The following is a 13,617-nucleotide window of genomic DNA, read 5'->3' as shown; positions in this document are numbered from 1 at the left end:
CCCCCGCCGCCGCGCCCGCTGCGGGCCCGGCCGCGCTCTCGGTCGCGTCGGGGCCGCTGGAGTCCGCCGCCTCCCGCGCCCACCGGGAGCTGCCGGGCCTCGGCCCGGCGACGCTCGCCGCGATCCCCCCGAACGCAGGTCAGGTCGTCGTCGTCACGGGCCGGGACGCCGACTCGCCCAGGTCGCGCCTCGTCCCGTACCGCTACACCGAGGCCGGCTGGGTCACGGAGGGCGGCTGGCGGGCCCGCAACGCCCGCGACGGCTGGACCACCGAGCACTACGACGACGACCTGCGCTCCCCGGTGGGCGTCTTCGGCCTCACCGACGCGGGCGGCCGCATGCCCGACCCCGGCACCCGCCTGCCGTACGACCGGTCGCCGGACTTCGCGACGGAGGGCACCGGCTTCGAAGGGGAGTCCCTCGCCCACTCCTTCGACTACGTGGTCGCCATCAACTACAACCGGGTGCCCGGGGTCTCGCCGCTCGACCGGCAGCGCCCGCTGGGCGACGCCCGGGGCGGCGGCATCTGGTTCCACGTCGACCACGGCGGCCCCACGCACGGCTGCGTCAGCATGTCCGAGGACCACATGAAGGAACTGCTGCGCTTCCTCGACCCGGGCCTGCACCCGGTGGTCGTCATGGGCGACGCGGCGTCGCTGGCCCGGTAGGCGTCAGCGACGGGAGACGGCACGAGCCGTGCCGGGGACGGCCCCGGAACGGGCGGAGGCCGGGGCCGCGCCCTCCTGCGGGGCGAAGCGGCCGACGGCCGCCGCCAGTTCGGCGGGGGCCTCAAGCGGGATCAGGTGGCCCGTGTGCGGCACCACGACGAGCCGGGCGTGCGCGAGGTACGGCATCAGGTGGTCGCGGAGCACGTCGACGGGCTCGACGCGGTCCGTCTCCCCGGCGACCACCAGGACCGGCACCTCGATCCTGCGCGCCGGCCCGGTGATGTCCTCGGCGATGCCGTGCAGCGGCCACTCCGTGCGCGCCGCGGCGGCCCCGGAGCGCGAGTCGGCGACCACCTGCGACGCGAGCGGCCCGGGCAGCCCGGCCGCCGTGAGGACGTGGTCCCGCGCCTCGGCGACGGAGTCGTCCGAGTCGTAGGCGTGGGAGAGGGCCTCCCGGTACGCGGGGGTGACGTGGGCGGGAGGCCGGGCCGGACCGGACCCGACGAGGACGACACCGCGCAGGCCCGCGGGCCGCGCCGCCGCGACCAGTTGCGCGACCTTCCCGCCCATGGAGTGCCCGACCAGGACGTAGTCCGTGCGGCCCGCGTCGGCGAGTACGGCGAGCGTGTCCTCGGCCAGCCGCTCCAGCCCATAGGGGCCGGGCAGGGACCTCGAGCGGCCCCAGCCGCGGAAGTCGAGGGTGAGCGTGTCCCGCCCGGCGAGGCGTTCGACGACGGGCTCCCACGTACGGGCCGAGCCGCCCCAGTAGTGCAGGAAGACCAGGGTCGGACCGCTGCCCGGGCGGTGGTCGTAAACAGGCAGTCCCGGCTGGTGCGCCGTCTTCATCTTCGACTCCTTCGATCGGTTCCGTGGGCAGAACTCCCAGATCCATTGCACCGCGCAGGCCCGGTCGGGGCATCGGCGCGACTGGACGGCCGATGGTGGAAACTGGACACATGACCGGGATCCGGCACATGGTCTACCGGGCCGCCGACCAGAAGGCGGCGGCCGTCGAGACGATGACGTTCGCGCACCTGCGGCGGCTGAACGACGGGGGCACCCAGCGCGCCGACTTCCACGTCCTCGCCCTCGTCGACGCCGGCCCCGGGTCGGTCACGGTGGACTTCCGGCGGCATCCGCTGGAGGCACGGTCGGCGGTCTGGATCGCCCCGGGGGCGGTGCACCGGTGGGACGACATCACCGAGGTCGCCGGGCACGTCGTGCTCTTCGTCCCGACCGCGCCGCTCACCCCCGCCTCCCGGGCGCTCGCCGCCTCCCCGGACCCGGCCCCGCAGTGGATCGTGCCCGCCGGTGACTGGCCGTTCGTCGACGCCGCGCGCCGGCACCTCGTCCTGGAGACGTCGGCCGCACCGTCGGAGGCGCCGGCCGAACTGCCCGCGATCCTGCTGTCCGCGCTCCTGGTCCGCCTCCGGCCGCCGCACGGCGGGCCGGAGCCCGCGCATCCGGTGTTCCTGCGCTTCCACGCGGTCGTCGAGGCGCACTTCCGGGAACACCACGACGCGGGCTTCTACGCCGACGCCCTGGGATACGCGCCCCGCACCCTCTCGCGCGCCGTGCAGCGGGCCACGGGACGCACCGCGAAGGCCTACCTCGTCGAACGGATCGTCCTGGAGGCGCAGCGGCTCCTCGCACACGACGGCCTCACCGCGGCAGGCTGCGCCGACGCGCTCGGCTTCTCGGACGCATCCAACTTCTCGCTCTTCTTCCGCAACGCGACGGGCATGCGCCCCGGCGCGTGGCAGGCGGCAGCGGCCCGGCGGTGAGGGCCCGCTCCCGGGTCGCGCGGTGGCGGCGTCGGTGGCGTTCCCCTCACGTCCTGCGTCCTTTTCACGGGCGCGTGTCCGGGGACGCCGCGGCGACGACCGCGTACCCCGGCACCGACGGCCATCGCACCGTCAGCACCACCGACTCCTCCTCCGCATACCAGGAGTGGTCCGTGCCGCGACCCCACACCACGTAGTCGCCCGGCCGGCCCAGGACCACCGTCCGGTCGGGCAGCTCCACCCGGAACCGGCCGCTGACCAGCACGAGCAGGGCGGTCCGCGCCTCACCCCTGACCCAGTCCGCCCGCCGGTCGCCCGGCGCATGCATGCCCCACTTGATCTCGACGTCCTCGCTGTGACGGGGATCGGAGGGGTCCTTGAAGTGCCCCAGCAGCCAGCCCCGGTCCGGCGGGGCGTCGACGTTCGCGTTGCCCACGTGGACGGGCGGGGCGTCCGGGCTCGTACCCGGCCGGGGCGGCGGAGCGCCCGCGGTCCCGTCTCCGGGCAGGGTCGCGCGCGAAGGCATGTTCTCCTGTGGGGCTTGCGGCTCGGGACTCACGCCCCGGACGGTAACAACTCGCAGGCCGTCAGGCCGTCAGGCCGTGGGCCGCCCCGCCGGGGTCCCGTGCCTCAGGTGCCGCCTCTGCCGCTGCGCCTGTCCCGCTCGGCTGCCCTCGGGCGCGACGCGTCGTAGTCCGGGCACTTCGGGGAACCGCACTCGCACTTCGGCCACCGCAGCGCCTTGCCCGGCACCAGGTCCTCCCAGGCGACCTCGCAGTCACCGTCCGCCGCCTCCGCCGCGTCCGCAGCGCCCACCGCGGCCTCCTCGTCCTCGGCACCCCGGCCGAGCGGAGATGCGCCCGATCTTCCGGACTGGCCCGCGCCCGACGGGACTTCCTCGCCCTTGTGGACGACGAGGACCCCGTCCTTGCCCATGGTCTCGGTCAGCGCCGAGAGGATGCGCCGCGCCTCACTCTGTGTCATCGCCCTGGTGGCCCTTCGTCATCGATCCATCACTGTCGGTACCCCAAGCATCGGCAATCATGGCTAGGCTCAAAAGAGGAGATCGATTGACTTCGTGCTCCATCAACGCGAGAGGTGACCCCATGCCTTATGCGGAAGACCTGGATCCGTCGGATTCCGTACTGTCGTTCTACCTCCGATCTTGCGCAGTGCTCCGTCCTTCAGGGCGGGGGTGAAGCGCGTCCTTGGCCCGGAGCCGCGAAGCGGCGGAGTTCTCTGCGCTTTCGGCGACGGCCAGGGGGACGATTGCGGCGATCCGGCGGCCGTGGCTGGTGACGTAGGTGATCCGGTCGTGCGCGGAGGCAGCGTTCAGGACGTCGGCGAGGTTGGCGCGGACTTCGACGGTGGACATCTCTGTTGGTTCAGCCATAAGGGTGAGTGTACAGATGTGTACGTTCCTGTACGGTTGCCTCATGCAGCTCCGGTACTCGTTCCGCGTGTACCCGACGGCCGGTCAGCGCTCGTCGTTGGCCCGCGCTTTCGGGTGTGCTCGGGTTGTCTTCAACGACGCCCTTCGGGCCCGTGAGACCGCCCGTGCCGCCGGGCTGCCATTCATCCCGTCCAGCGAGCTGTCCAAGCAGCTCACCGCCTCGAAGAAGACTCCTGAGCGGGCCTGGCTCGGCGAGGTGTCCGCCGTCGTTTTGCAGCAGTCGCTGCGGGACCTGGACACCGCGTACAAGAACTTCTTCGACGGCCTCAGGGGCAAGCGGCCGAAGACGGGGCCGCCCCGGTTCAAGTCCCGCAAAGACACCCGACAGTCGGTCCGATTCACCGCCAACGCCGGATGGAAGAGCACGACCGGCGGGAAGCTTCGGCTGCCGAAGGTCGGCGACCTCAAGGTGAAGTGGTCCCGCACGCTGCCGTCCACCCCGTCCACGGTGACCGTGGTGAAGGACAGCGCGGGCCGGTACTTCGCTTCGTTCGTCGTGGAGAGCGGCCCGCAGGAAGTCCTGCCGACCACGACGCCCGAGGTCGGCATCGATCTGGGCCTCAGCCACTTCGCGATCCTGTCGGACGGCACGAAGATCGACTCCCCCCGCTTCCTGCGCCGGGCGGAGAAGAAGCTCAAGCGGGAGCAGCAACGCTTGTCCCGCAAAGCCAAGGGCTCCAACAACCGGACCAGGGCCCGCACCAAGGTCGCCCGCGCCCACGCGCAGGTGGCTGATGCACGGCGCGAGTTCCACCACCAGCTCTCCACGAAGCTGATCCGCGAGAACCAAGCGATCGCCGTGGAAGACCTGGCGGTGAAGGGACTCGCCCGCACCCGCCTGGCCAAGTCGGTGCACGATGCCGGATGGTCGGCGTTCGTGACCATGCTGGAGTACAAAGCCGCACGATACGGGCGCACCTTCGTGAAGATCGGCCGGTTCGAGCCGACCTCCCAGGTGTGCTCCGCCTGCGGCGTCAAGGACGGCCCCAAACCCCTCAACGTCCGCACCTGGACGTGCGGGGCGTGCGGGACCGTCCTCGACCGAGACATCAACGCGGCGGTCAACGTCGCCAAGGCCGCCGGACTGGCGGTATCAGCCTGTGGAGCGCAGGTAAGACGGGCACCCGTGCCCGCCCCGCGCGTCGAAACAGGAACCCACCCGAAGCCCCAGCCGGTACTCACCGGCAGGCAGGCGGGAATCTCCGTCCTTTAGGGCGGAGAGGACGTCAAGTCACGGACTTACGCAGACGGCGCGAGGCTGCCGGGATCACCCAGCGGCACTTCGCGAGGACGGCACTGATGGCGCCCTCGCTCCTCAACAAGATCGAGGCGGCTCAACGGCTGCCCACGAAGGAGCTGTCCGCGCTGGCGGACGAGAAGTTCGGCACGGGCGACCACTTCAAGCGGCTGTGGCCCCTGGTGATCAAGTACGCGTACCCGAAGTGGTTTCGGCCGTACGTGGAGCTGGAGGCGGCGGCGACTCGTATTCGATCTTTTGAAGTGCAGTCCGTACCGGGGCTCTTGCAGACCGCAGACTATGCGCGAGCCATCCTCGGGACGCGGCGAAACAACCCGGACAAGGTCGCGGAGATGGTGAGTGCCCGACTCGAGCGGCAGAACATCCTCAAGCGCCAGCAGCCTCCTGAACTCTGGGTCGTGCTTGACGAGAACGTCTTACATCGGAGGGCAGGGGGCGTTGACACGATGCGTCGTCAACTGGAGCATCTGAAGGAGGTGGCCGAGTCACCCAACGTCGTGCTCCAGGTGCTGCCGTACGACGTCGGAGTGCACGCAGGTAACGAAGGGCCCTTTGCAGCTCTTACATTGGACGAAGGCCCCAATGTCGTCTACGTGGACGGCTTTCTTCAGGGGCAGATCATTGCGGAAACTGAGCATGTAAGCACTGCCGAGCGTGTCTATGATCTGCTCGCGGCCGATGCGCTTTCCATTGGCCGGTCATACGATCTGATCGATCGCGCCCTTAAGGACCTCTACGCATGACTCTCGCAAACAGCCTCACGAACGTCGTGTTGCGCACGTCCAGCTTCAGCAGCAGCAGCAACGGCGGGAACTGCGTCGAGGTCGGCGCCGGTTGCCCCGGCGTCGTGCCCGTCCGGGACTCGAAGCGTCCCGGCGGGCCGGTCGTCATCGTCGCGCCCGGCGCGTGGGCGCGGTTCGTCCGTCAGTTCTGAGGCGTCGGGTCCCCGTCGGCCCCGGCCCGTTCCCGGGCCGCCGCGCGCAGGGCCTCCTCGTCGACGGCGAGTGCGTCGAGCACCCGGTGCGAGCGGCCCTCCGGCTCGGCCAGCAGGCCCAGCAGCATGTGTTCCGTGCCGATGCCGGCGCCCGGATCCTCCGGGTCGTGGCCGCACGACCGCCAGGCGCGCACGGTCAGTTCGAGCGCCTTCTTGGCGTGCGGTGTGTACGCGGGCCGCGGGTACTGGAACGCGCCCTCGCCGAACGTACCGTCGGCCCGGCGCTTGATCTCGTCCACGTCAATGCCGAGCGCGGACAGGGCGTCCTTGGCGTCCTGCGCGCCCGTGCCGAAGATCCCGTCGGCCTCCAGGATCCCCACCGCGCGGGCCCGTGCGGCGGCCGGCTCGGCCCCGGCGGCGGCCAGGAGCGCGCCCGCCGTGCTCTCCGGCACGGCGACGAGGCCGAGCAGCAGGTGCTCGGTGCCCATGAAGTCGTGCCCGAGGGCCAGCGCCTCGTCCTGGCCGGCGACGATCGCGCGCTTGGCGCGCTCCGTGAAGTACTCGAACATCCCTGATCCCCTGTCTTCCCTCGCCCGATTCAGTTCTCTTTGCCGGTGGCCCTGCGCCGACTCGCGTGCTTCTCGTGCACCGACTGCCTGCTGACGCGCAGTGCGGTGGCGACGGCCTGCCACGACCAGCCCTCATCACGGGCGTTGTCGACGTGGAGGCGTTCGAGTTCGTCCAGCAGGCGGCGCAGGGCGACGACGGCCCGCAGACCGACGGCCGGGTCCTGGTGGGTGACCTGCCCGACGAGGTCCGCGGGGGTCGCCGGTGTCTTGTCGGCTTCCATGACTGTCAGGGTTCCCTGACAGGTGTGTCTCTGTCAAGGAAACCTGACAGCACCGTCCCGGAGGGGTTGTCGGCGGGGGTGGCGCCGGCCGCGCGGCCCGGCGCCGGGGGTCTCGGAAGACGGGGGTTTCAGAAGGCGGAGCGGATCGTCCCGCCGTCGACGCGGAGCGTGGCGCCGCTGACGTAGTCGGCGCCCGGTCCGGTCAGGTACGCGACGGCGGCCGCGATCTCCGAGGCGCGCCCGAAGCGGCCGGTGTCGTTGGGGACGAAGTCGGCGGCCGCTGCGGCCTCGATCTCCTCCCACTCCTCGCCCCACCCGTGTTCCGGTGCGATGTCGGTGAGCAGTTGGCGCACGGCGGGCACGAGGATCGCGCCCGGTGCCACCACGTTCGAGGTGACGCCCGTGCCCTTGAGGTCGCGGGCGAGGGAGACCGCCAGGTTGTGCCGGGCGGCGAGCGCCGCGTTGTAGTGCGGCTGCATCGGCTGGGGCTGTACGGCGAGGCCGCCGCCTATCTGGATCACCCGGCCCCAGCCGCGTGCGCGCATGGCGGGGACGAGGCGCTGGATCATCCGTACGCCCGAGACGACGTTGACCTCGTAGCAGTCGGCCCAGTCGGCGGCGGTGGCGTCCGCCCAGCCCAGGTGCCCGTACGCGCCCGCGTTGTTGACCAGGATGTCGACGGGGCCGTCCGCCGTCGCGGCTCGCGCCACCGCGTCGGCGCCCCCGTCGGTCGTGAGGTCGCCGACGGCCGTGGTGGCGTGCCCGCCGCCCGCGGTGACGGCGTCGGCGACCCGTTGCGTGCGGGCGGGGTCACGGCCGTGCACGACCACGCTCGCGCCCTCCGCGGCGAGCGTGGTGGCGATGGCCTCGCCGAGGCCCGAGCTGGCGCCGGTGACGAGTGCTTTCCTGCCGTTGAGCTGGAGATCCATGGGTGGTGCCCGGTCCTGTTCTCCGGGAGCCGCACCGTCCTGCCGTGCCGCTCCCGATTATGTATACGCCTGTAGACTTATGGCTAGTATACGCTCGTAGACATGACGGACGGCGACGCGACGCAAGAGGGACCGGGCCCCGGGTCCGGCGGGCCCGGCAAGGCCCCGGCGCCGACAGCGCGCAGGCGGCGGGACGCGGCGGCGACCAGGGAGGCGATCCTCGCGTCGGCCGTCGAGGCATTCACGCGGCACGGATACGCCGGAGTCGGCGTCCGGGAGATCGCCGCGCGCGCGGGCGTGACGGCGATGCTGATCAACCGGTACTTCGGCTCGAAGGAGAAGCTCTTCGAGCAGGCCGTGGACGTGGCGTTCGCGCCCCGGACCGTGGTCGGCGGATCCGGTCGCACACTGGCGCGGGCGTCGGCCGAGGCCCTGGTCTCGCGCACCGCGCCGGACGCGGACCGGCTCGGCCCGTTCCTGCTGATGCTGCGGTCCGTCTCCGACCCGCGGGCGGCCGAGATCGTACGGGCGGGCATGGAACGGCACGTGGCGCGCGACCTCGCGGAGCGGCTCGGCGGACCGGACGCCCGCGAGCGGGCGGACCTGCTGCTCTCGCTGATCGCCGGGGTCTGGCTGATGCGCAGCGTGGTCGGCACGCGCGCGCTGGCCGAGGCGGACGAGACGCGGCTCGCGCGGCGCGTGGAGGCGATGTTCGCCGCACTCGTCGACGAGGACGGCTCGGCGGGGTCCTGAACGCGCGGCGGCCGCGCGGGCGCGGTACGGGCGGCGTACGGCCCTGTGCGGCCCTGTGCGCCTCGTCCCGCTCGGCGGATCCCGCCTCCGCCCCCGCCGTATGCCCCGAAACGCCCGAAAGCCGCTCCGCGTCACCGGGCGGGGAGGCTGGCCCGGTGGGGCGGAACGGCGGGGGGACGGGAGCGGCGGTCAGGCCAGAGCGCCGGCCTTCCGCGCCGGGGCCGCAGGTGCTTCCTGCCGCGCCCGGGCGGCGACGAGGCGGCCCCGGATCACGATCGTGCCGATGCGGACGACGACCTCGCCGAAGGCCATGAGGATGAGCGCGACGACCCAGGCCTGGGCGGTCGTGATGTCGTGGGCGGCCGAGAAGTGGGCGATGTGGCTGATGCCGGCGGCGTGCGAGGACCAGATGACGAAGCCGAGCCGGAAGCCCATGCTGAGGACCCACAGCGCCGCCGCACTCGGGGTGGCCTTGATGCGCACATGGCCGTCGTGGTGGCGGACCCGTGTCAGCAGCCCGCCGCACAGGCCGAACACGACACCCGTCGCGGCGAACGCCCCGATCAGTGCGAGGTCGTTGCCCGCGGTCGGTATGGAGTGGAGGTACTGGCTCGCCGCCCAGCCGATGATGGCCAGCGGCAGCAGGATCGTGCGGGCCGTCAGCCGCTCCTCGCGCAGCTGGCGGAAGACGATGAGGACGAGCGCGATGTCGATGATCCAGTCGGTGAGCGTCATGTCTTCGAGCATCCGCTTCCGGGCCCCGGATTCGATCAACCCGCGGGTGGGACGTGGGGTGGAAATCCACCCTCCACCCGGGGGTGGACGCGGGGCCCCGGCACGCGACGCGGGCCCCGGGGACGCGCCGGTGCACCGGCCACAGTGAACCGTCCGGTGGCGCCGCCTCCCCGCCGCACCTCCCCGCCGCACCTCCTCCCCGTACGTCTTCCCCCGTCTCCCCTCCCAGGCCGCCGGGCCGCTGGGACGGCCCGGGCCGTACAGGGGCGCGACTCGGCCCTGCCCGGCGCGACCCGGCCCGGCCGGCGGGACCCGCCCTGCCGCGACCCGCCCCGGCCCCTTCGCGGCACGGCCGTGCCGACCTGCGTGCCCGTGCCGGAATCACCGCGTCCGGAGGGTGCTTCCGCCCCTCCGTATGCTCGAAGGATGACTACGCACGTGTCTGACGGGTCAGGGGCCGCCGGCCGGCCCACCGCCAACTCCATGCGCCGCGCCCTGAAACGTGCCCGCGACGGTGTCGCCCTCGACGCGGGCGAGGCCGCCGTGCTGCTCCAGGCGCGCGGGGAGGACCTCACCGACCTCGCCGCGTCCGCCGCCCGCGTCCGCGACGCGGGCCTGGAGGCGGCGGGACGGCCCGGGATCATCACGTACTCCCGGAAGGTGTTCATCCCCCTCACCCGCCTCTGCCGTGACAAGTGCCACTACTGCACCTTCGTGACCGTGCCCGGCAAGCTGCGGCGCGCGGGCCACGGGATGTTCCTGTCGCCCGACGAGGTCCTCGCGATCGCCCGCGAGGGCGCCGCCATGGGCTGCAAGGAGGCCCTGTTCACCCTCGGCGACAAGCCGGAGGAGCGCTGGCCCGAGGCCCGCGAGTGGCTGGAGGCCGAGGGCTACGACGACACCCTCGCGTACGTGCGGGCCATGGCCATCCGCGTGCTGGAGGAGACCGGGCTGCTGCCGCACCTCAACCCGGGCGTCATGTCGTGGACCGACCTCCAGCGGCTCAAGCCGGTCGCTCCGTCCATGGGCATGATGCTGGAGACGACCGCGACCCGCCTGTGGTCCGAGCCCGGCGGCCCCCACCACGGCTCGCCCGACAAGGAGCCCGCCGTGCGGCTGCGGGTCCTGGAGGACGCGGGCCGCTCCAACGTGCCGTTCACCACCGGCCTGCTCATCGGCATCGGCGAGAACTACGAGGAGCGCGCCGACGCCCTCTTCGAACTGCGCCGCACGGCCCGCGCCTACCACGGCATCCAGGAAGTGATCGTGCAGAACTTCCGCGCCAAGCCGGACACGGCGATGCGCGGCATGCCCGACGCCGAACTGGAGGAGCTGGCCGCCGCCATCGCGGTCGCGCGGCACATCCTCGGCCCGTCCGCGCGCATCCAGGCCCCGCCGAACCTCGTCGACGCCGAGTACGCGCTCCTCATCCGGGCCGGCATCGACGACTGGGGCGGCGTCTCGCCGTTGACGCCGGACCACGTCAACCCGGAGCGGCCCTGGCCGCAGATCGACGACCTCGCGGCGCGGACCGCCGAGGCCGGCTTCTCGCTGCGCGAACGCCTCACGATCTACCCGGAGTTCATCCGGCGCGGCGAGCCCTGGCTCGACCCCAGGCTGCTGCCGCACGTGAACGCGCTGGCCGACCCGGAGACCGGGCTCGCCCGCGAGGACGCCAAGCCGGTGGGCCTGCCCTGGCAGGAGCCCGACGAGGCGTTCACCTCGGCCGGCCGCACCGACCTGCACCGCACCATCGACACCGAGGGCCGCACCGCGGACCGGCGCGACGACTTCGACGTCGTGTACGGCGACTGGGAAGCCCTGCGCGAGGCCGCCGCGCCCGGCATGGTGCCGCAGCGCATCGACGGCGACGTGCGCGAGGCCCTCGGGCAGGCCGCCGACGACCCGACGAAGCTCACCGACGAGCAGGCCCTCGCCCTCTTCCACGCCGACGGGCCCGCGCTCGACGCGCTCACCCGCATCGCGGACGAGCTGCGCCGGGACGTCGTCGGCGACGACGTGACGTACATCGTCACCCGCAACATCAACTTCACCAACGTCTGCTACACCGGCTGCCGCTTCTGCGCCTTCGCGCAGCGCCGCACGGACGCCGACGCGTACACGCTCTCCCTGTCCCAGGTCGCCGACCGGGCCGAACAGGCCTGGGACGTCGGCGCGGTGGAGGTGTGCATGCAGGGCGGCATCCACCCCGACCTGCCCGGTACCGCCTACTTCGACATCGCCCGGGCGGTGAAGGAGCGGGTGCCGGGCATGCACGTGCACGCGTTCTCGCCGATGGAGGTCGTCAACGGCGCCACCCGCACCGGCATGTCGATCCGCGAGTGGCTGACCGCCGCGAAGGAGGCCGGGCTCGGCTCCATCCCCGGCACGGCGGCGGAGATCCTGGACGACGAGGTCCGCTGGATCCTGACCAAGGGCAAGCTGCCCACCGCGACCTGGATCGAGGTCGTCAAGACCGCGCACGAGCTCGGCATCCGCTCGTCGTCCACGATGATGTACGGGCACGTCGACCAGCCCCGCCACTGGCTCGGCCACCTGCGCACCCTCGCGGGCATCCAGCAGGAGACCGGCGGCTTCACGGAGTTCGTGACCCTGCCGTTCATCCACACCAACGCGCCGGTCTACCTGGCGGGCATCGCCCGCCCGGGCCCCACCGACCGCGACAACCGGGCCGTGACGGCGATGGCGCGCCTGCTCCTGCACCCGTACATCCCCAACATCCAGACGAGCTGGGTGAAGCTCGGCACCGAGGGCGCCGCGGAGATGCTGCGCTCGGGCGCCAACGACCTGGGCGGGACGCTGATGGAGGAGACCATCTCCCGTATGGCCGGGTCGAGTTACGGCTCGTACCGGTCCGTCCAGGACCTGCGGGCCATCGCCGAGGCGGCGGGCCGCCCGTCGCGCCCGCGCACCACGCTGTACGGGGAGGTGCCCGAGGAGCGCGTGCGGGCGGCGCGGGCGTCGGACGGCCACCTCCCGGAGCTGCTGCCGCTGGTCGCCGACTGACGGCACGGGAGAGCCGGACGACGGCGGGGGAGGCGGGAGAGGCGGGAGCGCGCGCCGGGTTTCCCCGGCCGAGCCGGGGCATCCGGAGGAGGACGAGGGGCCGGCCCCCGGCTCCCCGGCGTCGCACCGCCCCCGGCTCCCCGGCGTCGCGCCGTCGCCGGCTCCCCGGCGTCGCACCGCTCCCGGCTCCCCGGCGTCGCACCGCTTCCGGCTCCCCGGCGTCGTGCCGTCGCCGCCGAGAGCCTCGGCTGGCGCGTCCGATTCGCAGTAACTCATACCGATCGAGGGCGAGTTGGGGACCGGCGCCACGCCGGGGACCGGGGGCGGGCCGGGGCGCCGCACGGCATGCGGCGGTAGGTTTCGCTTCGCCGGTGGCCCGGGAAGAGGGCCCGGCGGGTCGACGGCTACCTGAGTGTGGGGAGTGGAGCGTGAGCACGCTGTGGGGCCGGGCCGAGCAGCTGGACTTCCGCAGCCGCGTGCGCGGCTGCCTGCTGGGCGGCGGCATCGGCGACGCGCTGGGCGCGGGCGCCTCCGGGAAGGTCCCCGAACCGGGGTCGCTGCCCGAGGAGGTCGACCTCGTGCCCGTGTACGGCCGGCGCGGCGCGGTCACCTGGGCCACGCAGCTGACGCTGTTCACGACCGACGGGCTGATCCGCGCGCAGATCCGCCGCGACCGGGGCCACTGGCACCCGCCGACGGACGTCCACCGGGCCTGCCTGCGCTGGTACGCGACGCAGCACGAATGGGGGCCCGACGAACGGCGCGCGGACAACGGCTGGCTGGGCCTTGAGGAATGGCTCTACGCCCGCCGCGACCCGGCGCTGCCGCTCCTGCTCGGCCTCGGCGACGACGTCATGGGCACCCGAGCGGCACCGAAGAACCCGCGGGCGCGGGACGCGGGCGCGGTGCTGCGCTCGGCGCCGTTCGGGCTGCTCGTGGGCTGGGAGCCGGAACTCGTCGGCCTGCTCGCCGCCGAGTGCGCCGTGCACACGCACGGCGATCCCGCCGCGTGGCTCTCCGCCTTGGCGTACGCGGTGATCGTGCACGGCCTCGCCCGGCGCGCCCCGCTGGAGGCGGCGGCGGGCTGTGCCGCGGCGGTGTCGGCGTAGATCTGGGCCCCGGTGAGGCGGCCGCCCGCGGTGCGGAAGAGCCACAGGTTGTCGAAGGCGAGTTCCCGGCCGCCGACGCGAGGTCGCGGCGCGACTGGGGCGAGCGCGCGTTGAACG

At 73.0% G+C, this 13,617-nt stretch carries 15 protein-coding genes, 1 tRNA gene and 1 pseudogene; 10 read left to right on the top strand and 7 right to left on the bottom strand.

The window, feature by feature from the left end; translation table 11 throughout:
* On the top strand, positions 1-668 hold a 668-nt coding region (locus L1885_RS12475), incomplete at its 5' end, for a L,D-transpeptidase family protein (RefSeq protein ID WP_235797134.1).
* 3 nt (positions 669-671) lie between these two features.
* Here the strand turns inward: L1885_RS12475 and L1885_RS12470 are convergent.
* Positions 672-1,514, bottom strand: a complete 843-nt coding sequence (locus tag L1885_RS12470) for an alpha/beta fold hydrolase (protein WP_235797133.1) — start codon at positions 1,512-1,514, stop codon at positions 672-674.
* A gap of 110 nt (positions 1,515-1,624) precedes the next feature.
* Here L1885_RS12470 and L1885_RS12465 point away from each other — a divergent pair, with 110 nt between their 5' ends.
* Entirely contained in the window at positions 1,625-2,452 is an 828-nt protein-coding gene (locus tag L1885_RS12465; protein ID WP_235797132.1) for a helix-turn-helix domain-containing protein, read from the top strand.
* Between the two features lie 64 nt (positions 2,453-2,516).
* Here L1885_RS12465 and L1885_RS12460 read toward each other — a convergent pair whose 3' ends face one another.
* From L1885_RS12460 to L1885_RS12450, 3 genes are all read right to left on the bottom strand, one after another.
* On the bottom strand, positions 2,517-2,978 hold the full coding sequence (locus L1885_RS12460) for a cupin domain-containing protein (RefSeq protein WP_235797131.1): 462 nt from the start codon (positions 2,976-2,978) through the stop codon (positions 2,517-2,519).
* A gap of 104 nt (positions 2,979-3,082) precedes the next feature.
* Positions 3,083-3,436, bottom strand: a complete 354-nt coding sequence (locus L1885_RS12455) for a hypothetical protein (protein WP_235797130.1) — start codon at positions 3,434-3,436, stop codon at positions 3,083-3,085.
* Between the two features lie 169 nt (positions 3,437-3,605).
* Positions 3,606-3,845 (bottom strand): type II toxin-antitoxin system prevent-host-death family antitoxin, encoded by a 240-nt coding sequence (locus tag L1885_RS12450; RefSeq protein WP_235797129.1) that lies wholly within the window; start codon positions 3,843-3,845, stop codon positions 3,606-3,608.
* A 43-nt stretch (positions 3,846-3,888) separates the two neighbouring features.
* On the opposite strand from L1885_RS12450, the gene L1885_RS12445 reads away from it, so the two are divergent.
* The 3 genes from L1885_RS12445 (at position 3,889) to L1885_RS12435 (ending at position 6,097) form a co-directional block, all read left to right on the top strand.
* On the top strand, positions 3,889-5,118 hold the full coding sequence (locus L1885_RS12445; protein WP_235797128.1) for an RNA-guided endonuclease InsQ/TnpB family protein: 1,230 nt from the start codon (positions 3,889-3,891) through the stop codon (positions 5,116-5,118).
* An 86-nt stretch (positions 5,119-5,204) separates the two neighbouring features.
* A complete protein-coding gene (locus tag L1885_RS12440) occupies positions 5,205-5,906 on the top strand; it encodes a DUF5753 domain-containing protein (RefSeq protein WP_235797127.1) in 702 nt (233 codons plus the stop codon).
* Positions 5,903-6,097 (top strand): DUF397 domain-containing protein, encoded by a 195-nt coding sequence (locus tag L1885_RS12435; RefSeq protein ID WP_235797126.1) that lies wholly within the window; start codon positions 5,903-5,905, stop codon positions 6,095-6,097. The genes L1885_RS12440 and L1885_RS12435 overlap by 4 nt, the downstream gene beginning before the upstream one ends.
* Here L1885_RS12435 and L1885_RS29160 read toward each other — a convergent pair.
* The 3 genes from L1885_RS29160 to L1885_RS12415 all read right to left on the bottom strand — a co-directional run bounded on the left by L1885_RS29160 (position 6,088) and on the right by L1885_RS12415 (position 7,876).
* Positions 6,088-6,666 (bottom strand): Clp protease N-terminal domain-containing protein, encoded by a 579-nt coding sequence (locus L1885_RS29160; protein ID WP_308117315.1) that lies wholly within the window; start codon positions 6,664-6,666, stop codon positions 6,088-6,090. The two genes, L1885_RS12435 and L1885_RS29160, sit on opposite strands and share 10 nt — an antisense overlap.
* A gap of 29 nt (positions 6,667-6,695) precedes the next feature.
* Positions 6,696-6,947 carry a hypothetical protein gene (locus L1885_RS12420; protein ID WP_235797125.1) on the bottom strand — a complete coding sequence of 84 codons (252 nt, stop codon included), beginning with the start codon at positions 6,945-6,947 and terminating at the stop codon, positions 6,696-6,698.
* Between the two features lie 128 nt (positions 6,948-7,075).
* Complete coding sequence (locus L1885_RS12415; RefSeq protein ID WP_235797124.1) at positions 7,076-7,876, bottom strand: SDR family NAD(P)-dependent oxidoreductase; 801 nt, start codon at positions 7,874-7,876, stop codon at positions 7,076-7,078.
* A 102-nt stretch (positions 7,877-7,978) separates the two neighbouring features.
* Here L1885_RS12415 and L1885_RS12410 point away from each other — a divergent pair, with 102 nt between their 5' ends.
* The 5 genes and pseudogenes from L1885_RS12410 to L1885_RS12390 all read left to right on the top strand — a co-directional run.
* Entirely contained in the window at positions 7,979-8,629 is a 651-nt protein-coding gene (locus L1885_RS12410; protein ID WP_235797123.1) for a TetR/AcrR family transcriptional regulator, read from the top strand.
* 178 nt (positions 8,630-8,807) lie between these two features.
* Positions 8,808-8,875, top strand: a tRNA-Gly gene (locus tag L1885_RS12405).
* 37 nt (positions 8,876-8,912) lie between these two features.
* On the top strand, positions 8,913-9,512 hold the full coding sequence (locus L1885_RS29155; protein ID WP_308117314.1) for a hypothetical protein: 600 nt from the start codon (positions 8,913-8,915) through the stop codon (positions 9,510-9,512).
* Positions 9,513-9,790: 278 nt separating this feature from the next.
* A complete protein-coding gene (locus L1885_RS12395; protein WP_268984009.1) occupies positions 9,791-12,391 on the top strand; it encodes a bifunctional FO biosynthesis protein CofGH in 2,601 nt (866 codons plus the stop codon).
* A gap of 428 nt (positions 12,392-12,819) precedes the next feature.
* Positions 12,820-13,497 (top strand): annotated as a pseudogene (locus tag L1885_RS12390) (ADP-ribosylglycohydrolase family protein); the annotation flags it as partial.
* Between the last annotated feature and the right edge of the window lie 120 nt (positions 13,498-13,617).

The sequence above is a fragment of the Streptomyces fuscigenes genome (assembly GCF_021556455.1).
Lineage (GTDB): Bacteria > Actinomycetota > Actinomycetes > Streptomycetales > Streptomycetaceae > Streptomyces > Streptomyces fuscigenes.
The sequence above is the reverse complement of the archived record's forward strand: the minus strand, read 5'-3'. Positions and strand labels throughout refer to the sequence as shown.

What these genes read in the sequence shown, in the direction of transcription:
- L1885_RS12470 (WP_235797133.1), bottom strand. Translation starts at nt 1,514, where the DNA reads ATGAAGACGGCGCACCAGCCGGGACTGCCTGTTTACGACCACCGCCCG.
- L1885_RS12465 (WP_235797132.1), top strand. Translation starts at nt 1,625, where the DNA reads ATGACCGGGATCCGGCACATGGTCTACCGGGCCGCCGACCAGAAGGCG.
- L1885_RS12460 (WP_235797131.1), bottom strand. Translation starts at nt 2,978, where the DNA reads ATGCCTTCGCGCGCGACCCTGCCCGGAGACGGGACCGCGGGCGCTCCG.
- L1885_RS12455 (WP_235797130.1), bottom strand. Translation starts at nt 3,436, where the DNA reads ATGACACAGAGTGAGGCGCGGCGCATCCTCTCGGCGCTGACCGAGACC.
- L1885_RS12450 (WP_235797129.1), bottom strand. Translation starts at nt 3,845, where the DNA reads ATGGCTGAACCAACAGAGATGTCCACCGTCGAAGTCCGCGCCAACCTC.
- L1885_RS12445 (WP_235797128.1), top strand. Translation starts at nt 3,889, where the DNA reads ATGCAGCTCCGGTACTCGTTCCGCGTGTACCCGACGGCCGGTCAGCGC.
- L1885_RS12440 (WP_235797127.1), top strand. Translation starts at nt 5,205, where the DNA reads ATGGCGCCCTCGCTCCTCAACAAGATCGAGGCGGCTCAACGGCTGCCC.
- L1885_RS12435 (WP_235797126.1), top strand. Translation starts at nt 5,903, where the DNA reads ATGACTCTCGCAAACAGCCTCACGAACGTCGTGTTGCGCACGTCCAGC.
- L1885_RS29160 (WP_308117315.1), bottom strand. Translation starts at nt 6,666, where the DNA reads ATGTTCGAGTACTTCACGGAGCGCGCCAAGCGCGCGATCGTCGCCGGC.
- L1885_RS12420 (WP_235797125.1), bottom strand. Translation starts at nt 6,947, where the DNA reads ATGGAAGCCGACAAGACACCGGCGACCCCCGCGGACCTCGTCGGGCAG.
- L1885_RS12415 (WP_235797124.1), bottom strand. Translation starts at nt 7,876, where the DNA reads ATGGATCTCCAGCTCAACGGCAGGAAAGCACTCGTCACCGGCGCCAGC.
- L1885_RS12410 (WP_235797123.1), top strand. Translation starts at nt 7,979, where the DNA reads ATGACGGACGGCGACGCGACGCAAGAGGGACCGGGCCCCGGGTCCGGC.
- L1885_RS29155 (WP_308117314.1), top strand. Translation starts at nt 8,913, where the DNA reads ATGCGGACGACGACCTCGCCGAAGGCCATGAGGATGAGCGCGACGACC.
- L1885_RS12395 (WP_268984009.1), top strand. Translation starts at nt 9,791, where the DNA reads ATGACTACGCACGTGTCTGACGGGTCAGGGGCCGCCGGCCGGCCCACC.